Annotated in this window: 21 protein-coding genes; 15 read left to right on the forward strand and 6 right to left on the reverse strand. The window is 68.0% G+C overall.

Translation table 11 applies throughout. The features are described 5' to 3' along the window. Nucleotides 1-189 precede the first annotated feature (189 nt). The 3 genes from nadC to nadA all read right to left on the reverse strand — a co-directional run bounded on the left by nadC (nt 190) and on the right by nadA (nt 3825). On the reverse strand, nt 190-1023 hold the full coding sequence (gene nadC / locus M5E06_RS29235; RefSeq protein ID WP_252141248.1) for a carboxylating nicotinate-nucleotide diphosphorylase: 834 nt from the start codon (nt 1021-1023) through the stop codon (nt 190-192). Continuing rightward, on the reverse strand, nt 1008-2669 hold the full coding sequence (locus M5E06_RS29240; RefSeq protein WP_252141249.1) for an L-aspartate oxidase: 1662 nt from the start codon (nt 2667-2669) through the stop codon (nt 1008-1010). The genes nadC and M5E06_RS29240 overlap by 16 nt, the downstream gene beginning before the upstream one ends. 145 nt (nt 2670-2814) lie before the next feature. Beyond that, complete coding sequence (gene nadA, locus M5E06_RS29245; protein WP_252141477.1) at nt 2815-3825, reverse strand: quinolinate synthase NadA; 1011 nt, start codon at nt 3823-3825, stop codon at nt 2815-2817. Nucleotides 3826-3995: 170 nt separating this feature from the next. On the opposite strand from nadA, the gene M5E06_RS29250 reads away from it, so the two are divergent. From M5E06_RS29250 to M5E06_RS29315, 14 genes are all read left to right on the forward strand, one after another. Beyond that, nucleotides 3996-4202, forward strand: a complete 207-nt coding sequence (locus M5E06_RS29250; protein ID WP_252141250.1) for a hypothetical protein — start codon at nt 3996-3998, stop codon at nt 4200-4202. A gap of 151 nt (nt 4203-4353) precedes the next feature. Further along, nucleotides 4354-4962 carry a TorD/DmsD family molecular chaperone gene (locus M5E06_RS29255; RefSeq protein ID WP_252141251.1) on the forward strand — a complete coding sequence of 203 codons (609 nt, stop codon included), beginning with the start codon at nt 4354-4356 and terminating at the stop codon, nt 4960-4962. Then, nucleotides 4959-5171 carry a hypothetical protein gene (locus tag M5E06_RS29260; RefSeq protein ID WP_252141252.1) on the forward strand — a complete coding sequence of 71 codons (213 nt, stop codon included), beginning with the start codon at nt 4959-4961 and terminating at the stop codon, nt 5169-5171. Before M5E06_RS29255 ends, M5E06_RS29260 begins: the two co-directional genes overlap by 4 nt. Before the next feature lie 18 nt (nt 5172-5189). Then, the gene (locus M5E06_RS29265) at nt 5190-8102 is read left to right on the forward strand and encodes a formate dehydrogenase subunit alpha (protein WP_252141253.1); all 2913 of its coding nucleotides are present in this window, start codon (nt 5190-5192) and stop codon (nt 8100-8102) included. Between the two features lie 20 nt (nt 8103-8122). Further along, nucleotides 8123-8758, forward strand: a complete 636-nt coding sequence (gene fdh3B, locus M5E06_RS29270; protein WP_109152767.1) for a formate dehydrogenase FDH3 subunit beta — start codon at nt 8123-8125, stop codon at nt 8756-8758. 226 nt (nt 8759-8984) lie between these two features. Then, nucleotides 8985-9986 carry a formate dehydrogenase subunit gamma gene (locus M5E06_RS29275; RefSeq protein WP_252141254.1) on the forward strand — a complete coding sequence of 334 codons (1002 nt, stop codon included), beginning with the start codon at nt 8985-8987 and terminating at the stop codon, nt 9984-9986. Between the two features lie 178 nt (nt 9987-10164). After that, on the forward strand, nt 10165-11685 hold the full coding sequence (gene adh, locus M5E06_RS29280) for an aldehyde dehydrogenase (protein ID WP_252141255.1): 1521 nt from the start codon (nt 10165-10167) through the stop codon (nt 11683-11685). Nucleotides 11686-11779: 94 nt separating this feature from the next. Then, on the forward strand, nt 11780-12175 hold the full coding sequence (locus M5E06_RS29285; protein WP_252141256.1) for a DUF779 domain-containing protein: 396 nt from the start codon (nt 11780-11782) through the stop codon (nt 12173-12175). Nucleotides 12176-12310: 135 nt separating this feature from the next. Next, nucleotides 12311-13516 carry a nitric oxide-sensing protein NosP gene (nosP, locus tag M5E06_RS29290; RefSeq protein WP_252141257.1) on the forward strand — a complete coding sequence of 402 codons (1206 nt, stop codon included), beginning with the start codon at nt 12311-12313 and terminating at the stop codon, nt 13514-13516. 3 nt (nt 13517-13519) lie between these two features. After that, the gene (locus tag M5E06_RS29295; protein ID WP_252141258.1) at nt 13520-15349 is read left to right on the forward strand and encodes an ATP-binding response regulator; all 1830 of its coding nucleotides are present in this window, start codon (nt 13520-13522) and stop codon (nt 15347-15349) included. Nucleotides 15350-15406: 57 nt separating this feature from the next. After that, nucleotides 15407-16126 carry an endonuclease III domain-containing protein gene (locus M5E06_RS29300; RefSeq protein ID WP_252141259.1) on the forward strand — a complete coding sequence of 240 codons (720 nt, stop codon included), beginning with the start codon at nt 15407-15409 and terminating at the stop codon, nt 16124-16126. A 92-nt stretch (nt 16127-16218) separates the two neighbouring features. Further along, entirely contained in the window at nt 16219-16452 is a 234-nt protein-coding gene (locus M5E06_RS29305; protein ID WP_149269270.1) for a DUF2281 domain-containing protein, read from the forward strand. Continuing rightward, complete coding sequence (locus M5E06_RS29310; protein ID WP_252141260.1) at nt 16449-16811, forward strand: type II toxin-antitoxin system PemK/MazF family toxin; 363 nt, start codon at nt 16449-16451, stop codon at nt 16809-16811. The genes M5E06_RS29305 and M5E06_RS29310 overlap by 4 nt, the downstream gene beginning before the upstream one ends. A gap of 141 nt (nt 16812-16952) precedes the next feature. Continuing rightward, nucleotides 16953-17138, forward strand: a complete 186-nt coding sequence (locus M5E06_RS29315) for a hypothetical protein (protein WP_109152762.1) — start codon at nt 16953-16955, stop codon at nt 17136-17138. A gap of 60 nt (nt 17139-17198) precedes the next feature. On the opposite strand, the gene scpC is transcribed toward M5E06_RS29315, so the two are convergent. Next, a complete protein-coding gene (gene scpC / locus M5E06_RS29320) occupies nt 17199-18707 on the reverse strand; it encodes a succinyl-CoA:acetate CoA-transferase ScpC (protein WP_252141261.1) in 1509 nt (502 codons plus the stop codon). Nucleotides 18708-19057: 350 nt separating this feature from the next. Here scpC and M5E06_RS29325 point away from each other — a divergent pair, with 350 nt between their 5' ends. After that, the gene (locus tag M5E06_RS29325) at nt 19058-19798 is read left to right on the forward strand and encodes an AraC family transcriptional regulator (RefSeq protein WP_252141262.1); all 741 of its coding nucleotides are present in this window, start codon (nt 19058-19060) and stop codon (nt 19796-19798) included. Here M5E06_RS29325 and M5E06_RS29330 read toward each other — a convergent pair. Both M5E06_RS29330 and M5E06_RS29335 read right to left on the reverse strand, forming a co-directional pair. Continuing rightward, nucleotides 19791-20477 (reverse strand): alpha/beta fold hydrolase, encoded by a 687-nt coding sequence (locus M5E06_RS29330; protein ID WP_252141263.1) that lies wholly within the window; start codon nt 20475-20477, stop codon nt 19791-19793. The genes M5E06_RS29325 and M5E06_RS29330 overlap by 8 nt on opposite strands. A gap of 108 nt (nt 20478-20585) precedes the next feature. Beyond that, nucleotides 20586-21203, reverse strand: coding sequence for a DedA family protein (locus M5E06_RS29335; protein WP_252141264.1), 618 nt, complete (start codon nt 21201-21203; stop codon nt 20586-20588). Between the last annotated feature and the right edge of the window lie 2 nt (nt 21204-21205).

Consider the following 21205-nt stretch of genomic DNA (forward strand, 5'->3'; position numbering starts at 1 on the left):
TCTCCCCCGCTCTCGCGCAAACTTTGTTTGCGCTGACGCGACAGGCGGACCTCCGGTCCGCCGAAAGCGGGGAGAGGGTCGGGGTGAGGGGGATGCAAGGCGAGGATTCTCGGGATGGCACGCTGTGCGACCCCCTCACCCTAACCCTCTCCCCGGGGGGGAGAGGGGATCCTCATCATCGTCTCCCCCTCACATATCCAGCCCCAGATCCAAATTCGGGGCGCTGTGGGTCAGCCAGCCGCAGGAGATCATGTCGACGCCGGTCTCGGCGATGGCGCGGACGGTGGCGAGCGTGACGTTGCCCGATGCCTCCGTCAGCAGGCGGCCGTCGACCATCCGCACGGCGCGGCGCAACGTGTCCGGGTCCATATTGTCGAGCAGAACGACATCAACCGGCAGGCCGAGCAGTTCGTCCAGCTGGTCGAGCGTGTCGACCTCCACCTCCACCTTCACCATGTGGCCGATGGCGGCGCGGACGCGCTCCACCGCCGGGCGCACACCGCCGGCGACGGCGATGTGGTTGTCCTTGATGAGGACGGCATCATCCAGCCCGAAGCGGTGGTTGAAGCCGCCGCCCAGCTTCACCGCGTGCTTTTCCAGAACGCGCAAGCCCGGGGTGGTCTTGCGGGTGCAGACGATGCGGGCCTTGGTGCCGTCCACCTCGCGCACCAGGGCGCGGGTGGCGGTGGCGATGCCGGACAGCCGGCCCATCAGGTTCAGCGCCGTGCGCTCCGCCGTCAGCAGGGCGCGGGCCTTGCCAGTCAGGCTGGCGATGGTGCCGCCGGGCGCAACGTCGTCGCCGTCGGCGCGCTCCACCGTCACCGAAATGGCGGGGTCGAGCAGGCGAAAGGCGATCAGCGCCGCTTCCAGACCGGCGACGCGGCCGTCCTTGCGGGCGGCGATGCGGGCGGTCGCCACCGCGTCGGCCGGGATGATGCTGTCGGTGGTGATGTCGCCGGCCCGGCCCAGATCCTCTGCCAGGGCGGCGCGGACGATGGGCTCGACGGTCAGAGGATGCAGCATGCGGCGTCTCCGGACAGGGGACCGGCGGTGCCGGCCAGATCGCTGAGGGTCAGGGTGCGGGTGCCAGCCCCATCACCATGGGCGGGGTTGGGGAGGGGATGGTCGCTACGGCAATGGGCGCCGCGGCTTTCTTCCCGCGCCAGCGCGGCATGGACGACCAGCCTGCCGACCAGCAGCCGGTTGCGCGCCTCGCCCCATTGGCGGACGATTTCCGGCGGGGCTTTGGCGTCTTCGTGGGCGTCGTCATCCTCGCAGCGGAGCATGTCCAAGGCCGCCGCCAGCCGGTCGAGCTTGCGCCGGGTGGCCAGCAGGCCCAGGCCGTCGCGCACCAGCCCGGCGCCGTCATAAAGCGCGCTGCGCGCCTCCGCCCCGATGGCTTCGAGCAGGATACAGCTGACATCGGCGGCGACCGCCGGCGGGCGGGGCAGGGCGAAGGGCGGGAGTGGCGCCAGCGGGCGCTCCGCCACGTCGCGGGCGACACGGGCGCCGAACACCAGCGCCTCCAGCAGGGAATTGCTTGCCAGACGGTTGGCGCCGTGGACGCCGGTGCAGGCGACCTCGCCGCAGGCCCACAGCCCCTCCAGGCTGGTGCGGCCGTCGGCGTCGGTGACCACCCCGCCCATGTGGTAGTGGGCGGCGGGCGCCACCGGCATCGGCTTGGCGAAGGGATCCAGCCCATGCTCGGCGCAGAGAGCCATGACGGTGGGGAAGCCGTCGGGTTTGGCGGCCAGCGCCGGGCGTAGGTCGAGGAACACCGGCTCCCCCGCCGCGACGCGCCGGCCGATCGCGCGGGCGACCACGTCGCGTGGCGCCAACTCCGCCAGCGGATGCTCGTCGGGCATGAAGCGATGGCCGGCGTGATCGAGCAGGATGGCGCCGGCTCCCCGCAACGCTTCGGTCAGCAGCGGCACCGGGTCGGCATCGACGGCGAGCGCCGTGGGGTGGAACTGCACGAACTCCAGGTCGGCCAGCCGGGCGCCCGCCCGCGCAGCGATGGCGAGGCCGTCGCCGGTGGCCTCCGCCGGGTTGGTGGTGCGGGCGAAGGTGGCGCCGATGCCGCCGGTCGCCAGGATCACGCGCGGGGCGCGGTGCAGCACCCAACCTTCGGGATGGCAGGCCAGCAGGCCGCAGACCCGGCCGTTGCGGAGGACGAGATCGACGGCGAAGGCATCGGTCTCCACCCGCACCGACGGGGTGGCGCGCAGCCGCTCGGCCAGGGCGGTGACCAGCGTGCGGCCGGTGGCGTCGCCGCCGGCATGGACGATGCGCGCCGCGCCATGGGCGGCTTCCCGGCCCAGCAGCGGCGAGCCGTCGGCGGCGCGGTCGAAGGGCAGGCCGTCATCGAGCAGGCGGCGGACCAGGGCGGCGCCGTCGCGGGTCAGCAGGGCCGCCATCGCCGCATCGACCAGCCCGGCCCCGGCGGCGACGGTATCGGCGGCATGGTCTTCCGGCCGGTCACCGGGGCCGACGGCGGCGGCGATCCCGCCCTGGGCATAGAGGCTGGAGCCGCCGGGCAGGCCGGCGGTCTTGGTGATGAGGGTGACGGCGCGTGGGGCGAGCTGCAGGGCGGCGGTCATTCCGGCGAGGCCGGAGCCGACGACGATCACCTCGGCATCGCGGACATCGTAAGGCGTGCTGGAGGTCATAAAAGAACTCCTCACAAGTTCCTTCTCCCCCCTGGGGAGAAGGTTAGGATGAGGGGGTTCGGCGAAGCCGAAGAGATCCTCGCAGTGCACCCCCCTCACCCCGACCCTCTCCCCGGGGGGAGAGGGGGATTTGGGGTCGCTTAATTCACTTCGGCTTCACTGCCAGCATGCGCTCCACGGAGCGGCGGGCGCGGGCGGCCAGCGCGTCGGGGATTTCGACGCGCGGTTCCAGGGTCTGCAGCGACTCCAGGATGCCCGACAGCGTCACCGTCTTCATGTGCGGGCACAGGTTGCAGGGCCGCACGAACTCCGTCTCGGGAGAGGCGGCGGCAACGTTGTCGCTCATCGAGCATTCGGTGACCATCAGCACCCGCGGCGGCTTCTCTGAACCGACGAAGTCGATCATGCGGGCGGTGGAGCCGACGAAATCGGCCGCGTCCAGCACGTCGGGGGGGCATTCGGGGTGGGCGATCACGGTCAGCCGGTCGAAACGGCGGCGGAAATCCTCGATCTCGGCGCCGGTGAAGCGCTCATGCACTTCGCAATGGCCCTTCCAGGCGATGATCTCGACCTTGGTCTGGGTGGCGACGTATTTCGCGAGATACTCGTCGGGCAGGAAGATCACCCGGTCGACGCCCAGCGATTCCACCACCTCCACCGCGTTGCCGGAGGTGCAGCAGATGTCGACCTCCGCCTTCACCTCGGCGGAGGTGTTGACGTAGGCGACCACCGGCACGCCGGGATGCGCCTCGCGCAGCAGACGCACGTCTGCAGCGGTGATGCTGTCGGCCAGCGAACAGCCGGCGTTGCGGCTGGGGATCAGCACCGTCTTGGCCGGGTTCAGCAGCTTCGCCGTCTCCGCCATGAAATGGACGCCGGCCAGCACGATGACGTCGGCGTCGGTCTGCGTCGCCTTGGCGGCCAGCGCCAGGCTGTCGCCGACGATATCGGCCACGCCGTGGAAGATCTCCGGCGTCTGGTAGTTGTGGGCCAGGATGACGGCGTTGCGCTCTCGCTTCAGCTCGTTGATGGCGTGGACCAGCGGCGCGTGGAAGGGCCATTCGATGGCCGGCACGACGCGCTTCATCCGGTCATAGATCGGTGCGGTCGCCGCGGCGACGGCAGGGGTATAGGCGAGTTCGGCGACCTCGGGCATCATGTGCTCCGCTATATGCTCGTTCTGAGCAAAACCATATGTGCTCGACAGGAGCATATCAAGCGGAAAAGATCGGACGGAAACAATCCGGCTTGGGCGGCGTTGTGGGTGGCGTGGGCGGAGCCGGCAGCGCGGCTTCGCTCCGGTCAGCGCTGTCCGGAGTTTAGCCGATGAAAGCCTTCCTTGCCGCGCTCGTCGCCATCCTGGTCCTGGCGGGCGGCGCCTGGGCGATCCTGCCCAGCCTGTTCGCCCGCAGTGCCGACGAGACCTTCGCCTCGGTGGGCGCGCGGGTGGGGGAGGAGGCGTCGGTCGAGCACCGCAACTTTTCCGGCCGCCCGCAAACCGATCGCCAGCAGGCTGACACTCCGGAGAAATGATCCGGCGGACGGGGAAAAGGGATGACCCCGGCCGGGTAGCCCCGACCGGGTAAGGCAACCTTTGCCCGCGCCGGGCGTTATTCCGGTTCAGGCCAGTCGCAACCTCGCGGCGGCCTTCGCTGAGTGGTCCGGAGCGGCTTGCGGGAGTGTGATGACGGTTCATGATCCGGAAAGCGGCGCGGATGGTTTGCGCGCCGACGTCTACCGGCTGCTGGCGCTGACGCTGTCGGCCCCGCCGGGCGCCGACCTGCTGGCGCTGCTGGGCGGCCTTACCGGCGATGCGACGCCGATCGGCCGTGCCTTTGACGATCTGGCCGCCCGCGCCCGCGCCACCGATCCCAAAGCGGCGGAGCGCGAGTTCAACGCGCTGTTCATCGGCGTCGTCCAGGGCGAACTGGTCCCCTACGCCTCCTTCTACCGCACGGGCTTCCTGACCGACCGGCCGCTGTCGGCCCTGCGCGCCGACCTGCAGGCGCTGGGGCTGGAGCGCGCGCCCGACGTGTCGGAGCCGGAGGACCACATCGCCGCGCTCTGCGACGTGATGGCGGTGCTGATCCGTGAGGGGGCCGACCCGGCGGTGCAGCGCCACATGCTGGACAGCCATCTGCTGCCCTGGGCCGATCGCTTCTTCCAGGATCTGGAAGGGGCGGAGGCGGCCGGCCTCTACCGCCCGGTCGGCACCATCGGCCGCCTGTTCCTGGAGATCGAACAGGAAGCACTCAACCGACAGACCGACCAGTTGGAGGAGGCCGACGCATGAAGACGCCGCCGCAAGAGCCGCCGCGCAATCCCCTGCAACGCCGCGACATCCTGAAGACGCTGGGCCTCGGCGCGGCCGGTGCCGCCGCGGCGGCCGTATTGCCGGCGGGGGGCGAGGCGCAGGCGATGGAATCGCCGCAGGAGCAGGTGAAGACCCGCTACCGCGAAACCGAACACGTCAAGCGCTTCTACGCGCTGAACCGCCTGTAGGCGATCCGGAGGGTGTCCATGCTGGTCAAACGCAGCTCGGCGAAAACGACAGGCAACAAGCGCTCCGGTCTGGTCGCCGCGCTGGCCGACAGTCTGGAGTCGGGCGTCAGCCGCCGCGGCTTCCTGCGCCGCTCCGGCCTTGCCGCGGGCGGCATCGCCGCCGTCGGGGCGCTGCCGGGCGCGATGATCCGCAAGGCGGAGGCCGGTCCCATTCTGCCGAATGTCGAGGTGGTGACGCGCAAGAACGTCTGCACCCATTGCTCCGTCGGCTGCACGGTGATCGCGGAGGTGCAGAACGGCGTCTGGGTCGGGCAGGAGCCGGGCTGGGAAAGCCCGATCAACCAGGGCACCCACTGCGCCAAGGGCGCGTCGGTGCGCGAACTGACCAAGGGCACCCGCCGGGTCAAATACCCCCTCAAGCTGGTCGACGGCGTGTGGCAGCGGATCACCTGGGACCAGGCGATCGAGGAGATCGGCAACCAGCTGATGGAGATTCGGCAGGCGTCGGGGCCGGACGCGGTGTTCTGGCTGGGCTCGGCGAAATTCTCCAACGAGGGCGCCTATCTCTACCGCAAGCTGGCGGCCTTCTGGGGCACCAACAACGTCGATCATCAGGCGCGCATCTGCCATTCCACCACGGTCGCCGGCGTGGCGAACACGTGGGGCTACGGCGCCATGACCAACAGCTACAACGACATCCAGAACTCCAAGGCGCTGGTGATCGTCGGCGGCAACCCGGCGGAGGCGCACCCGGTGTCGATGCAGCACATGCTGCGCGGCAAGGAGCACAACCGCGCCCCCTTCATCGTCATCGACCCGCGCTTCACCCGCACCGCGGCGCACGCCACCGAATATGTCCGCATCCGTCCCGGCACCGACATCCCCATCGCCTGGGGTCTGCTGTGGCACATCTTCGAAAACGGCTGGGAGGACAAGGAGTATATCCGCCAGCGCGTCTACGGCATGGACGAGGTCCGTGCCGAGGTGAAGAAATGGACGCCTGAGGAGGTGGAGCGGGTGACCGGCGTCCCCGGCCCCCAGCTGCGCCGGGTGGCGGAGGCGCTGGCGAAGAACAAGCCCAGCACGGTGATCTGGTGCATGGGCGTCACCCAGCACACGGTCGGCACCGCCAACGTCCGCGCGCTGTCGATCCTGCAGCTGGCGCTGGGCAACATCGGCGTGGCCGGCGGCGGCGCCAACATCTATCGCGGCCACTGCAACGTGCAGGGCGCCACCGACTTCGGCCTCGACGTCAGCACGCTGCCCTCCTATTACGGGCTGGCCGAAGGGGCGTGGAAGCATTTCTCCCGCGCCTGGGACGTCGAATACGACTTTATGAAGAGCCGGTTCGCCTCCAAGGAACTGATGGAGGCCAAAGGCATCCCGACCACGCGCTGGTTCGACGCGGTGCTGGCCAAGCCGGGCGAGATCGACCAGCCCAGCCCCTTGCGCGCCATGATGTGCTTCGGCCATGGCGGCAACACCGTCACCCGCATGCCGGACATGGTGAAGGGGCTGGAGAAGCTGAGCCTGCTGGTCATCGCCGACCCGCACCCGACCACCTTCGCCGCGATCAAGGAACGGCGCAACGGCACCTACATCCTGCCGGCCTGCAGCCAGTTCGAGACCGACGGGTCGCGCACCTGCTCCAACCGCTCGATGCAGTGGGGGGAGAAGGTGGTGGAGCCGATCTTCGAATCGAAGGACGACTACACCATCATGTACCTGCTGGCGCGCAAGCTGGGCTTCGCCGACGAGATGTTCAAGCACATCACGGTGGAGAACACCCGGCCGGTGCCGGAGGACATCCTGCGCGAGATGAACCGCAGCTGCCTGTCGATCGGCGCCACCGGACAATCGCCGGAACGGCTGAAGATGCACATGAAGCATCAGGCCGATTTCGACAAGATCACCATGCGGGCCTCCTCCGGCCCCTGCGCCGGCGATTACTACGGCCTGCCCTGGCCGGTCTGGGGCCATCCGGAGATCAAGCATCCGGGATCGGCGGTGCTCTACGACACCTCCAAGCATGTGATGGACGGCGGCGGCGTCTTCCGCGCCCGCTTCGGCGTGGAGCGCAACGGCGTCTCGCTGCTGGCCGACGGCTCCTATTCCAAGGGATCGGAGATCGAGGACGGCTATCCCGAATTCACCATGGCCGTGCTGAAGAAGCTGGGCTGGGACAAGGACCTGACGCCGGAGGAGACGCGCGTCATCCAGGCCATCGGCGGCGGCGGGGCCGAGGTGGACAATGTCAGCTGGCAGACCGACCTGTCGATGGGCATCATCCGCGTGGCGCTGAAGCATGGCTGCGTGCCGCACGGCAACGCCAAGGCGCGCGCCGTCGCCTGGAACCTGCCCGACCCGGTGCCGATCCACCGCGAGCCGATCTATTCCCCGCGTCCGGAACTGGTGAAGGCCTATCCGGCCATCGAGGACCGGCGCGACTTCCGTCTGGTCCAGCTTGCCCGCTCGCTTCAGTTCAAGGTGGCGGACAGCGATCTGCGCCAGCGTTTCCCGATGATCCTGACCTCCGGCCGGCTGGTCGAATACGAGGGCGGCGGCGAGGAAACCCGGTCCAACCCCTGGCTGGCCGAGCTGCAGCAGTCGATGTTCGCGGAGATCAACACCAAGGACGCCGAAGGGCTGGGCATCCGGGACGGCGCCTGGGTGTGGATCCATGGGCCGGAGGACGGCAGCAAGGCCAAGGTCAAGGCGCTGGTCACCGACCGCGTCGGCAGCGGCACCGTGTTCCTGCCCTTCCACTTCTCCGGTTTCTGGCGGGGCGACAGCTTGCGCGGCAACTACCCGCCCAACACCGACCCGATCGTGCTGGGCGAGCCGGCCAACGGGGTGACGACCTACGGCTACGACCCCGTCACCTTCATGCAGGAAACCAAGGTCACCCTCTGCCGGGTCGAGCCGGCATGACGTGCAGGAGCTGATGAGACATGGCCCGGATGAAGTTCCTGTGCGATTCGGAACGCTGCATCGAATGCAACGCCTGCGTCACCGCCTGCAAGAACGAGCATGAGGTGCCGTGGGGCATCAACCGCCGCCGTCTGGTCACGCTGAACGACGGCAAGCCGGGCGAGCGGTCGATCTCCATGGCCTGCATGCATTGCAACGACCCGCCCTGCGCCGCGGTGTGCCCGGTCGACTGTTTCCTGCAGACCGAAGACGGGGTGGTGCTGCACAGCAAGGATCTGTGCATCGGCTGCGGCTACTGCTTCTACGCCTGTCCGTTCGGCGCGCCGCAATACCCGCGCACCACCGATTTCGGCAGCCGCGGCAAGATGGACAAGTGCACCTTCTGCGCCGGCGGTCCCGAACCGGACGGCAGCGTCGAGGAGTACCAGAAATACGGCGCCAACCGGCTGGCCGAGGGCAAGCTGCCGCTCTGCGCGGAGATGTGCTCCACCCGCGCGCTGATGGCCGGCGACGGCGCGATCCTGGCGGACATCTATCAGGAACGGTCGGTGCGCCGCGGCTACGGCTCTGGTGCACCGGGCTGGTCCACCGCCTACGGCCGCAACGACCGCGGCTCCCCCTTCGCGCCCGGCGGGCCGAGCACGGGAGGGGCGTGAGCGTCGCGCCGGTTGCCCCCTCCCCATCCCTCCCCCGCTCTCAGCGGACCTATGGTCCGCCTGTCGCGTCAGCACAAAGCATAGCTTTGTGCGAGAGCTCCGCGGGAGAGGGGGCAGGAGCTTTGTCGGCGTCCAGCGGCAGTTCCCTCTCCCTCGAAGAGGGGGAGGGTTAGGGAGGGGGCAATCGGCGCCCCCACAAGAACGACCATACCGGGAGATCCAACCCATGCGCCCCCTGCACGCCCTGCTGCTGATCGCCCTGTTGGCCGTTGCTGGTCTGGCCGCTCCGACTTTCGCACAAGCGCAGCTCTATCAGGCGCCCGGCCCCAACTCGCCGACCACCAAGGAGCAGGTGCCGCTCTACGTCCCGCAGGACGACAAGGTCGTCGGCCGCGTCAGCATCCCGGACGAGAAGCTGGCGGTGCTGGTCCAGCCGGAAGGGCGGGAGTGGCGGGAGTGGCGCACCCGCACGCTGCGGCTGGCCATCGGCGGGCTGGCCATCGGCATGACGGTGGTGCTGGCGATCTTCTTCCTCTATCGCGGCACCATCCGCATCCATGGCGGCAAGGCGGGGCGGCTGGTGCTGCGCTTCAACGGACTGGACCGCTTCGCCCACTGGACGACGGCGGTCAGCTTCCTGACGATGGCGCTGACCGGCGTGATCCTGACCTTCGGCCGGCCGCTGCTGATCCCGCTGATCGGCCATCAGGCCTTCACGCCGCTGGCGGAATATTCCAAGTCGATCCACAACTTCGTCAGCGTGCCCTTCGTCGTCGGGCTGCTGATGATCGTCGCGCTTTGGCTGCGCGACAATATTCCGGAGAAGGCCGACTGGGTTTGGATCAAGACGGCCGGCGGGCTCTTCTCCAAGGCCGGCGGCCACCATCCGGAAGCCGGGCGATTCAACGCCGGGCAGAAGCTGGTGTTTTGGAGCATCGTGCTGGGCGGCTCGGGCATGGCGGCCACCGGCTACCTGCTGATGGTGCCCTTCGCCGTCACCGGGATCGGCGGGATGCAGACCATCCACGTCATCCACGGGCTGCTGGCGGCGGCGCTGATCGCCGCGGTGATCGGTCACATCTACATCGGCACCATCGGCATGGAGGGCGCCTTCGACGCCATGGGCTCCGGCGACGTCGACGAGAACTGGGCGATGGAGCATCACCGCCGCTGGTACCAGGAGCAGCTGCGCAAGGGCTATGTCGAAGGGCGCCAGCCGGCGGAGTGAGCGGTTTCGCGCCCCTCATCGGGTGGCCCATTGGGTGGTGGGCGAACAATCCCACCCCCGCACCGTCTCCTTCCATAGTACAATTTACCCCCTCCCTCTCAGAGTGGCTGAATGGCCCCCGACAAACGCGTTGGACCGGAGACCTGACCGGTTCACCACACTGAGAGGAACGGCCCAAATGCTCCACCAGGCTCTCGAAACGCTCCAGAAGCAGATCGCGCTCCGCCCCCGCTACGACAACTTTATCGGCGGCCAGTGGGTTGCGCCGGTGGACGGCCAATACTTCACCAACCTGACGCCGATTACCGGCAAGCCGCTGTGCGAGGTCGCCCGTTCCCAGGCCGCCGACGTGGAGCTGGCGCTGGACGCCGCCCACAAGGCCAAGGACGCCTGGGGCCGCACCTCGCCGACCGAGCGCTCGAACATCCTGCTGAAGATCGCCGACCGCATGGAAGAGCGGCTGGAGATCATCGCGCTGGCCGAGACGCTGGACAACGGCAAGCCGATCCGCGAGACCCGCGCCGCCGACGTTCCGCTCGCCATCGACCATTTCCGCTACTATGCCGGCTGCATCCGCGCCCAGGAAGGCTCGATCGCCGAGATCGACCACACCACCTACGCCTATCACTTCCATGAGCCGCTGGGCGTCGTCGGCCAGATTATTCCCTGGAACTTCCCACTGCTGATGGCCGCCTGGAAGCTGGCCCCGGCGCTGGCCGCCGGCAACTGCATCGTGCTGAAGCCGGCCGAGCAGACCCCGATGGCGATCATGGTCCTGATGGAGATGATCGGCGATCTGCTGCCGCCGGGCGTCATCAACGTCGTCAACGGCTTCGGCATCGAGGCCGGCAAGCCGCTCGCCACCAACAAGCGCATCTCCAAGATCGCCTTCACCGGCGAGACCTCGACCGGCCGCCTGATCCTGCAGTACGCGTCGGAGAACATCATCCCGTCGACCGTCGAGCTGGGCGGCAAGTCGCCGAACATCTTCTTCGAAGACGTGATGGCCTCGGACGACGAGTTCCTGGACAAGGCGCTGGAAGGCTTCGCGATGTTCGCGCTGAACCAGGGCGAAGTCTGCACCTGCCCGAGCCGCGTGCTGATCCAGAAGTCGATCTATGACCGCTTCATCAAGCTGGCGGTCGAGCGCGTCGCCAAGATCGCCCAGGGCCATCCGCTGGACGGCGGCACGATGATCGGCGCCCAGGCGTCGCAGGAGCAGATGGAGAAGATCCTCTCCTACATCGAGATCGGCAAGGCCGAGGGCGCCAAGGTGCTGATCGGCGGCGAGCGCGCCCATCTGGGCGGCGAGTTGGAAGGCGGCTACTACGTCCAGCCGACCATCCTGGAAGGCCACAACAAGATGCGCATCTTCCAGGAGGAGATCTTCGGCCCGGTCGTCGCCGTGACGACCTTCGAGACCGAGGAAGAGGCGCTGGCCATCGCCAACGACAGCGAGTTCGGCCTGGGCGCCGGCGTGTGGACCCGTGACGGTAACCGCGCCTTCCGCATGGGCCGCGGTATCCAGGCCGGCCGCGTGTGGACCAACTGCTACCACCTGTACCCGGCGCACGCCGCCTTCGGTGGTTACAAGAAGTCCGGCATCGGCCGCGAGACGCACAAGATGATGCTCGACCACTACCAGCAGACCAAGAACCTGCTGGTCAGCTACAGCCCGAAAGCGCTCGGCTTCTTCTGAGCCCTGCTCCTCCCTATCGGGCGAACCTGGGCCGGGGGCGCGTCCCCCGGCCTTTTTTCTTTCCAAGCGTGGTTTCGTGATAAGGGAACGTTCCATGCCGACAGCCCCCGTCCTGACCGACCGCGTCACCGCTACCCCCGAAGCCGTCGCCCTGCTGGACCGCCTTGCCGCGAAGCACGGGCCGCTGATGCTGCATCTGTCGGGCGGCTGCTGCGACGGGTCGGCGCCGCTCTGCCTGCCGAAGGGGGAGTTCCGCATGGGCGGGCGCGACATCTGCATCGGCAAGATTGGCGACACGCCTTTCTGCATGTCCGACGACACTTTCCAATGGTGGCGCAACACCCAGGTCATCCTGGACGTTATCCAGGCGCGCGGCGGCGGCTTTTCGATCGAGGCGCCGGACGGTGTCCGCTTCACCGCCAGGGCCCGCCTGTTCACCGACGAGGAATTGGCCGGCTTGCCCGATCCGCAGCCGGCAGAGAGTATCTAGGCCGAGCATCTTCAGGAGCCGCCCCGCATCATGTCCTCCTTCACCGGTCCGCGGATTGGTCTTGCCCGCCGCCATCCCTGGAGTACCCTTGCCGGATCGCATCCGCGCACGGAGAGGGAGGCGCAGGCGGCATCGATGTCCACACGGGAGATCTCCGCAGACGGCCCCTCCGACGGCCCGGTGAAGCCCGCGTCCGGCGACGGCATGCCGCGCGCCGTGACCCATGCCGAACGGCCCGACGAGGCGGCGCGGGATCTGCGCGCCGGGCTGGGCGAGGTGCCGCTGGAGCTGGTGGTGGTGTTCTGCGCCCCCAGCTATGACCGACACGCCCTAGCCGATGCCCTGGCGCGGGAGTTCGGCATGGTGCCGGTCATCGGCTGCACCACGGCGGGGGAGATCGGTCCCGGCGGCTACACCACCAACGCCCTGGTGGCGGTCGGCTTCCCGAGCGAGGATTTCTGCGTCGTCACCGCGCTGGTCGATCATGTCGACCGTTTCGAGATCGCCGACAGCACCGCCATCGCGCGCTCGCTGATGTCGCGCCGCGACCGGGCGATGGCGAGCCGGCCGGTGCCGTTGGGCGAGGATGCCCGCAGCTTCGCCATGCTGCTGATCGACGGCCTGTCGATGAGCGAGGAGACGGTGGTCAGCGCGCTGCACAACGCGCTGATCGACATCCCGCTGTTCGGCGCCTCGGCCGGCGACGACCTGCATTTCGAACGCACCTTCGTCCTGCACGAGGGCGCCTTCCACCCCAATGCCGCAGTGGTGGCGCTGTTCACCACCAACCGGCCCTTCACCGTCTTCCGCACCCAGCATTTCGTCAGCTCCGACCGCAAGATGGTGGTGACCGGCGCCGACCCGCAGCATCGCATCGTCCATGAGATCAATGCCGAGCCGGCCGGCCGCGAATACGCCCGGCTGGTCGGTCTGGAGGGCGAGCCGCTGACCCCGATGATCTTCGCCGCCCATCCGGTCGTCGTGCGGGTCGGCGGCCAGTACCATGTCCGCTCCATCCAGAAGGTGAACGACGACGAGAGCCTGACCTTCTTCTGCGCCATCGACGAGGGCATCGTCCTGACGGTGGCCGAGGGGGTCGATCCGGTTTCCAACTTCGATGGGCTGATCGCGGGCATCGAGGCGGAGGTCGGCGCCCCCGACCTGATCCTCGGCTGCGACTGCATCCTGCGCCGGCTGGAGATGGAGCAGCGGCAATTGAACGCCGTCATGGCGGAACGGCTGGCGCGCAACCGGGTTGTCGGATTCTGCGCCTACGGCGAACAGGTGAACGGCATGCACGTCAACCAGACCTTCACGGGCGTCGCCATCGGAGGGCGCTAAGCCATGGCCGGCATCCCCACCCGCAACTGGACGCTCGACCCCGCCGACCGCATCGCCGGGCTGGAGCGCGAGAACGCCAAGCTTCAGCGCATCAACAAGGTGCTGATGGACCGTGTCGAACGGTCGATGGACTTCCAGGGCGGCGCCTTCTCGCTGTTCCAGACCGCCATCGTGCTGGAGCAGAAGATCCGCGAACGCACGCTGGAACTGGAACGCGCCCTGCACAAGCTGGAGGACAGCAACCGCGACCTCGCCCGCGCCAAGGAACTGGCGGACACCATGCGCACCCGCCTGTTCGAGGCGATCGAGTCGGTGAACGAGGGCTTCGCTCTGTTCGACTCGTCCGACCGGCTGGTGCTGTGCAATCGGAAATACCTGTCCTACTGGCCGTCGGTGGCGGGCCGCATCCAGGCCGGCATCCGCTTCAACGATCTGGTGGCGATGGTCGCCGCCGCCGGCGCGGTCAGCGAACCGCCGCCCGACGTCTGGCTGCGCGAGCGGATGGAGCACCGCCACGACCTGAAGGGCGTGTTCCTCAATCGGCTGTCCGACGGCCGCTGGATCCAGGTGAACGAGCGGCGCACCCGCGACGGCGGCATCGTCGGCGTCTACACCGACATCACCGTCATCAAGCATGAGGAGGAGCGGCGGCGCGAATCCGAGCAGGCGGAGAAATCCGCGCTGATGACGCTGAACGACCAGCTTCAGCAGGCCAAATCCCAAGCCGATCAGGCCAACCTGTCCAAGACCCGCTTCATCGCCGCCGCCAGCCACGACCTGTTGCAGCCCCTGAACGCCGCCCGCCTGTTCGTCTCGGCCCTGGCCGACCTGGAGCAGCCGGCCGCCAATGCGGAGTTGGTGGACAACATCGACCTGGCTCTGGCGTCGGTGGAGGATCTGCTGTCGGCGCTGCTGGACATCTCCAAGCTCGATGCCGGGGCGGTGACGCCGGAGGTGACGGACTTCCCGTTGCGCGGCATCCTGGCGCCGCTCGCCACCGAATATGCCGCGGTGGCGGCGGAGCGGGGCATCGACCTGAAGGTGGTGGGATCGGGGGCGGTGGTGCGCAGCGACATGCGGCTGCTGCGCCGGATCGTGCAGAATTTCCTGTCCAACGCGCTGCGCTATGTCCAGGGCGGCCGGGTGGTGGTCGGCTGCCGCCGGACCGGCGACGGCATCCGCATCGAGGTGTGGGACAACGGCCCCGGCATCCCGCGCGACAAGATCACCGAGATCTTCCAGGAGTTCCGCCGCCTCGACACCCCCGTCACCAAGGGGCGCGACCGCGGCATGGGGCTTGGCCTCGCCATCGTCGACCGTGTCGCCCGCATGCTGGGCCATCCCATCACCGTGCGGTCGGAGCCGGGCCGGGGATCGGTCTTCGCCGTCATGGTGCCGCGGGGGACGGAGCGGCGCGCCGTGCGTCCGGCCAGCGTCGCCGCCCGGCCGATGACCAACCGGCTGGCCGGCACCTCCGTGCTGGTGCTGGACAACGAGCCGGCGGTGGTGGCGGGGATGGAGGCGCTGCTGCGCGGCTGGGCCTGCGACGTGGTGTCGGCCACCAACGGCGACGAGGCGCTGGCCCTGCTCTCCGGCATGCCGCAGCCGCCGGATCTGCTGATCGCCGACTATCACCTCGACGACGGGGCGCTGGGCGTCAACGAGGTGGCGCGGCTGCGCGCCGCCTGCGGCCGTATCCTGCCGGCCGTGATCGTCACCGCCAACCGCACGCCCGAACTGGCGGACGAGGCCAAGGCGGCCGGTTGTCTGGTGCTGAACAAGCCGGTGAAGCCGGCGCAGCTGCGCGCGGTGATGTCCGGGCTGGTGGGGTAGGGCGGAGCCTGATGATTTACCGGTAACGCCTTACCGGTTCGGCTGTTGTCGGTTCTTATGACCGACCCGGCTGCGTTGCGCGACAAGGCGCTCGAAATCCACCGGCTGCTGTGCACCGTCTACGGCTGCCCGGTCGCCTATTTCCACAGCCTCGACCCGCTGAGCGAGCTGGTGTCGTCGCTGCTGTCGCATCGCACCCGCAACGCCGCCTCCGGCGCCGCCTTCAAGGCGCTGCGGCGGCGCTGGCCCGATTGGGAGGCGGTGCGCGACGCACCGGTCGCGGAGGTGGAGGCGACCATCGCCGGCGTCACATGGCCGGAGCAGAAGGCCCCGCGAATCCAGGCCATCCTGCGCCGCATCACCGAGCGGGTCGGCAGCCTGTCGCTCGACCTGCTGTCCGGCATGACGGTGCCGGAGGCGCGCGTATGGCTGGAGGAATTGCCGGGGGTGGGGCCGAAGACCAGCGCGGCGGTGCTCAGCTTCTCCACCCTGCGGCAGGCGGCGCTGCCGGTGGACAGCCATCACCACCGCGTCGCCGTCCGCACCGGCCTGATCCCCGCCAACGTCGCCGTCGGTCCGTCGCATGCGGTGCTGTCGGCGCAATTGCCGGAGGATTGGGACGCCCAGCAGGTCTACGACAACCACGAGGTCATGATGCTGCACGGCCAGCGCTGCTGCTACTATCAGGCGCCGGCCTGCGACCGCTGCGTGCTGCTGCGCCTGTGCCCGACCGGACAGGCCCTGCGCCCGCCGGAGGATGAGCGGGAGAGGGCTTGAGGGTGGACGACCGGGCGGTGGGGATGCCGGATTGACCTGATCCTGCTATAATGTACCGTCATCGGGTACATGTTGCCGAAAGAGAGGTCGTCATGGGCTACGCTGAGCTGATCAAGAAGCTGCAGGCTTTGCCCGAAGACAAGCAGGCCGAAGTTTTCGATTTCGTCGAATTCCTGGCTGCCCGCTTCGCTGCTTCCAAGGATGCAGGAAGGGACGAATGGTCCGGAAATCAATTCGCCGAGTTCAGCATGGAACAAGCGATGCGGGGGATGGAAGATGACCCCGTTACCTACAGTCGTGGCGATCTGCGGGAAGTCTGGCGATGAAACGGGCTGGTCAGATTGCGTTGGTGCCTTTCCCGTTCACGGATCTGAACGGGAGCAAGCTGCGGCCGGTATTGCTGATCCGACAAGCATCGTCCCAGTTCGATGATTGGCTTGTCTGTATGGTTTCATCACAGATACGGCAAGCTGAACCCGATCTTGATGAAATTCTTACTCCCGAAGATCCCGATTTCAATAACACAGGTCTGAAGGTGACCAGCGTAATGCGGTTAGGTCGGCTCGCTGTGATCGATGGAGCGCTGTTGAGCGGTCGGATTGGGGAGATTGGCACCGAGCGATTGGTTCGCCTACGCCATCGACTGGCCGCATGGTTGACCGATGCGCCGAAATCTCCGGACTGATGGCGCCTCACCCCATTCGTTTTGTGCATTGCAACACGCAGCCATTCCCAGAATGCAGGGCCGTTCACCGGCAGCTGAGCGCATATAAGATTGTGAGAGCGACGAAGACGCCGCTCCAATCTTCATAAGACGAGGCCTGAGGTGATACACAAGATTCTGGACGCGATCGATGCCATCGTCGCGGAAAAACGTCAGAACGGTCAGCTCGAGGATTGGCTCAAGAGCGGTGCCGCCCGGCGTTTCTGCGAGAAGATTTCGTCCGAGCGCAAGCACTATTATCCAGCATTGCTTCTCTACTTGGAGCGCAATGGCGGGCAGCATGTCTGACCGGCACAGGTAACGGGAACGGGCCGCGGAATTTCGCGGCCCGCCCGTTTTCGAGGGATCCTATTCGGCCGCCAGCGGCCTCGGCATCATGCTGCCGGTCTGCTGGAAGCGGGTGTGCCAGGCGAAAGCTTCCTCCAGCAGATGCGGGGTGTGGCCGCCGCGCTGGAGCGCCCGGCGCTGATAGTCCATTGCCAACTCGCGGTAGCTGGGATGGACGCAGTTGCGGATGATGGTCTCCGCCCGCTCACGCGGAGCCAGCCCGCGCAGGTCGGCCAGCCCGACCTCCGTCACCAGAACGTCCACGTCATGCTCGTTGTGGTCGACATGGGTCACCATCGGCACGACGCTGGAAATGGCGCCGCCCTTGGCCAGCGACTTGGTGACGAAGATGGCGAGGTGGCTGTTGCGGGCGAAGTCGCCGGAGCCGCCGATGCCGTTCATCATCTGCGTGCCGTTGACGTGGGTGGAGTTGACGTTGCCGTAGATGTCGCACTCCAGCGCCGTGTTGATGCCGATGACGCCCAGGCGGCGGATGACCTCCGGATGGTTGGAGATCTCCTGCGGGCGCAGCAGCAGCCGGCCCTTGTAGGAGCCGATCTTCGGCAGCACTTCGGCATATTTCCCGGCGCTGAGCGTGATTGAGGAGCCCGAGGCGAAGTTCAGCTTGCCGGCGTCGAACAGCTCGAAGGTGCTGTCCTGCAGGACCTCGCTGTACATGGTCAGGTCGTGGAACGGCCCGTCGATCAGCCCGTGCAGCACCGCGTTGGCGATGGTGCCGATGCCGGCCTGCAGCGGCGCCAGCGAGCGGCCCATGCGGCCCTGCTTCACTTCGCGGCCCAGGAACTCGATCAGGTGGCCGGCGATGGCGTTGGTCTCGTCATCTGGCGGCAGGATGTTGGCGGAGCTGTCCTGCTTGCGCGTCACCACGATGGCCGCGATCCGCGACGGGTCGATCGGGATATAGGGCAGGCCGGCGCGGCTTTCCGCCGTGACCACCGGGATCGGCTCGCGGAAGGGGCGGCGGGTCGGGATGTAGACGTCGTGCATCCCCTCCAGATCCAGCGGCTGGGTCAGGTTCAGCTCGATGATGATCTTCTCGGCCAGGATGGCGAAGGTCGCCGAGTTGCCGATCGAGGTGGTCGGCACGATGCCGCCATTCTCGGTGATGGCGCAGGCCTCGATCACCGCGACGTCGACCGGACCCATCTGGCGGGACCGCAGCAGTTCCACCGTTTCCGACAGGTGCTGATCGACGAACATCACCTCGCCGCGGTTGATCGCCTTGCGCAACACCGGGTCGGCCTGGAAGGGCAGGCGGCGCGACAGCACCCCCGCCTCGGTCAGGATCCGGTCGACGTCGTTGCCCAGCGAGGCGCCGGTCATCAGCGTGATCTTCAGCTTTTCCGACGCGGCGCGCTCGGCCAGCGCCAGCGGCACCGCCTTGGCGTCACCGGCGCGGGTGAAGCCGCTCATGCCCACGGTCATGCCGTCCTTGATGAGGAAGGCGGCCTCTTCCGCCGGAACCACCTTGCCCCACAGGGATTTCAGGCGGATGCGATCTCGGTACATCGGGCGTTCCTTTTATGAGTGCTTTTCAGCGAATGGCGAACGATCCGTGCCATAGCGGTCGTCTTTCTTATTTGAAAATAATCAATAGGGATGGGCTGTCGGGGGCTGCAATTGTTCGTCCGGAATATCAGGCCATTTGGAAGTGAATGGATGGGCGAATATCGGATGATCGGTGCGAAATATGGGCGTGGTCTTTGGTAAGTGTCGGTGTGATTTGGTGAAACTCAGTTTCGCGTTCTGGTATTTGTGCCGGGCGACCGGTCCCGTGTCTGTGCACAGCTGTGCCTGTACGCGCCGGGGAGGAGGGCGTAGCATCGGCCCGTCGATCCAACGGCAAGGAGCCCGTCGGCGTGGCATCCCCGCATCGGCCGACCGTCAGCACCCGCAGTTACGACGGGCATGAACGGCGGCACGCCCATGACCATCACCAGATCGTGCTGCCCGTCGCCGGGACCCTCGACATGGAGGTCGGCGGGGCCTGCGGACGGGTGGGTGACGGGCGCGGGGTTCTGGTGGCCGACGGCGTGCCGCACAGCTTCCGCAGCGGCGGGACCAACCGCTTCGTCGTGCTGGACGTGCCGTCCGCCGGTTTGGTGCCGGAGGCGGCGGTGCGCGCCTGTGACGCCTTCTTCGCCATCGACGGCGCGCTGGACGGGCTGGTGCGTTATCTGGCGGCGGAGGCGGCCGACAAGCCGCTCGACCCGGTGCTGGCCCATCACTCGGCCGGGCTGCTGCTGCGCGCCCTGGAAGCCCGGCAGCCGCCGGCGTTGCTATCGGACGAACCCATCGACCGCGCCCTGGCCCTGATGGCGGAGCGTTGTGCCGAGCCGCTGACGGTGGCGGAGTTGGCCGAGGCGGCCGGTCTGGCGCCCAGCCGGTTCCATGAACGCTTCCGTGCGCGGACCGGTAGCACCCCCGCCGCGATGCTGGCGGAGCTGCGGCTGGACCGGGCGGAGGCGTTGCTGCGGGACGGCCGATTGCCGCTGGCCGAGGTGGCGCTGGCGGTTGGCTTCTCCGACCAGAGCGCCCTGACTCGCAGCCTGCGCCGCCGCCGCGGCATCACCCCGGGGGCGGTGCGGAAGTCTAGATAGAGCGGGCCGCCTCGACGATCACCGCCGCGACGGCTTCCGGGCGCGACAGGTGCGGGGCATGGCCGCTGTCGACCTCCACCGTCCGGGCACCGATGCGCGACGCGGTGGCGCGCAGGAAGTCCGGCGGCAGCATGCGGTCATTGGTGGCGACGACATACCAGGCGGGCTTGGTCTTCCAGGCGGCGGCGGTGACCTTGGTCGCGAAGCAGCCCGCCGCCACCGGCCCCTGGGTCGCGGCCAGCAGGGCGGCATCCTCCGCCGGCAAATCCTGGGCGAAGTTGCGGGCCATGCCTTCCGGCTTCAGGGTCAGGAAACGGTCCTTGTCCACCGAGACGCCGGACAGGCCGGCCGAGGGCGGGAAGGGCTTCAGCGTGTCGTTCGGCGACTGCCCGGCGTCGGGGGCGAAGGCGGCGACGTAGACCAGGGACTTCACCCGCTCCTGGTCGCCGATCTGGGTGATGACGGCGCCGCCCCAGGAATGGCCGACCAGCACCACCGGCCCCTTGGTCCGGTCGATGGCGCGTTGGACATGGGCGACATCGTCGTCGAGCGAGACCAGCGGGTTCTGCACCGCGACCGCCGCGAAGCCTTCCGCCTGCAGGCGAGGAATCACCCGGCCCCAGGAGGAGCCGTCGGCGAAGGCGCCATGGACGAGGATGATGGTGGGTGTGGAACTCATGGAAGGGCGCTCCCCCTGGCGGTCGGATCGGCCAGTCAGAGCATGGCGGCGGCGCGGCGTCCAGCCGGCGCGGGGAGCTTTTCCTCAGGGTGGAAAAGGGTTTGCCGGTTATTCCGCCGGCTGCTGGTTCGTCCGCCGGCCGAAAGTGGCGACGCGATAGACGTACCAGAGGGCGATGCCGGCGGCGACGATGTTGGAGATCGGGTTTAGCCAACCGGCGACCTGCTGATAGCGGTCCTCCAGCAGATAGCCGGCGCTGGCAAGAAAGGTCGTCCAGATCGCCGTGCCGACGGTGGTGTAGAGCAGAAAGGACCCCAGCGGCATCTCCGACACCCCGGCCGGAATCGAGATCAGCGTGCGCACTGCGGGGATCATCCGGCCGATCAGCACCGAGCGCCCGCCATGCTCACGGAAGCGGCTGGCGGCCTGATCGACCTCCTCCGGTGCGATGGTCAGCCAGCGGCCGTGGCGCCCGGCCCATTGCTTCAGCCGGCGGCAGCCGACCCAGCGGCCGATCAGATACCAGAACAGCGCCCCCAGCAAGGCGCCGGCCGTGCCCGAGACGATGACCATCACCAGCCCCAACTCGCCGCGCGCGGCGGTGAAGCCGGCCAGCGGCAGGATCAGCTCCGACGGGATGGGGGGAAACAGGTTCTCCGCGAACATCAGCAGAGCGACGCCGACATAGCCGGTGTGCTCCACCATAGTGACGATCCAATCGAACACGT

The sequence above is a fragment of the Azospirillum sp. A1-3 genome, assembly GCF_023806445.1.
Taxonomy (GTDB): domain Bacteria; phylum Pseudomonadota; class Alphaproteobacteria; order Azospirillales; family Azospirillaceae; genus Azospirillum.

Excerpts from the sequence above, each read along its gene's own strand:
- M5E06_RS29300 (WP_252141259.1), top strand. The coding sequence starts at position 15,407 with ATGACCGACCCGGCTGCGTTGCGCGACAAGGCGCTCGAAATCCACCGG.
- M5E06_RS29260 (WP_252141252.1), top strand. The coding sequence starts at position 4,959 with ATGAAGACGCCGCCGCAAGAGCCGCCGCGCAATCCCCTGCAACGCCGC.
- M5E06_RS29295 (WP_252141258.1), top strand. The coding sequence starts at position 13,520 with ATGGCCGGCATCCCCACCCGCAACTGGACGCTCGACCCCGCCGACCGC.
- scpC (WP_252141261.1), bottom strand. The coding sequence starts at position 18,707 with ATGTACCGAGATCGCATCCGCCTGAAATCCCTGTGGGGCAAGGTGGTT.
- M5E06_RS29250 (WP_252141250.1), top strand. The coding sequence starts at position 3,996 with ATGAAAGCCTTCCTTGCCGCGCTCGTCGCCATCCTGGTCCTGGCGGGC.
- M5E06_RS29305 (WP_149269270.1), top strand. The coding sequence starts at position 16,219 with ATGGGCTACGCTGAGCTGATCAAGAAGCTGCAGGCTTTGCCCGAAGAC.
- M5E06_RS29310 (WP_252141260.1), top strand. The coding sequence starts at position 16,449 with ATGAAACGGGCTGGTCAGATTGCGTTGGTGCCTTTCCCGTTCACGGAT.
- nadC (WP_252141248.1), bottom strand. The coding sequence starts at position 1,023 with ATGCTGCATCCTCTGACCGTCGAGCCCATCGTCCGCGCCGCCCTGGCA.
- M5E06_RS29240 (WP_252141249.1), bottom strand. The coding sequence starts at position 2,669 with ATGACCTCCAGCACGCCTTACGATGTCCGCGATGCCGAGGTGATCGTC.
- M5E06_RS29265 (WP_252141253.1), top strand. The coding sequence starts at position 5,190 with ATGCTGGTCAAACGCAGCTCGGCGAAAACGACAGGCAACAAGCGCTCC.
- M5E06_RS29255 (WP_252141251.1), top strand. The coding sequence starts at position 4,354 with ATGACGGTTCATGATCCGGAAAGCGGCGCGGATGGTTTGCGCGCCGAC.
- M5E06_RS29285 (WP_252141256.1), top strand. The coding sequence starts at position 11,780 with ATGCCGACAGCCCCCGTCCTGACCGACCGCGTCACCGCTACCCCCGAA.
- nadA (WP_252141477.1), bottom strand. The coding sequence starts at position 3,825 with ATGCCCGAGGTCGCCGAACTCGCCTATACCCCTGCCGTCGCCGCGGCG.
- M5E06_RS29275 (WP_252141254.1), top strand. The coding sequence starts at position 8,985 with ATGCGCCCCCTGCACGCCCTGCTGCTGATCGCCCTGTTGGCCGTTGCT.
- M5E06_RS29330 (WP_252141263.1), bottom strand. The coding sequence starts at position 20,477 with ATGAGTTCCACACCCACCATCATCCTCGTCCATGGCGCCTTCGCCGAC.
- nosP (WP_252141257.1), top strand. The coding sequence starts at position 12,311 with ATGTCCACACGGGAGATCTCCGCAGACGGCCCCTCCGACGGCCCGGTG.
- fdh3B (WP_109152767.1), top strand. The coding sequence starts at position 8,123 with ATGGCCCGGATGAAGTTCCTGTGCGATTCGGAACGCTGCATCGAATGC.
- adh (WP_252141255.1), top strand. The coding sequence starts at position 10,165 with ATGCTCCACCAGGCTCTCGAAACGCTCCAGAAGCAGATCGCGCTCCGC.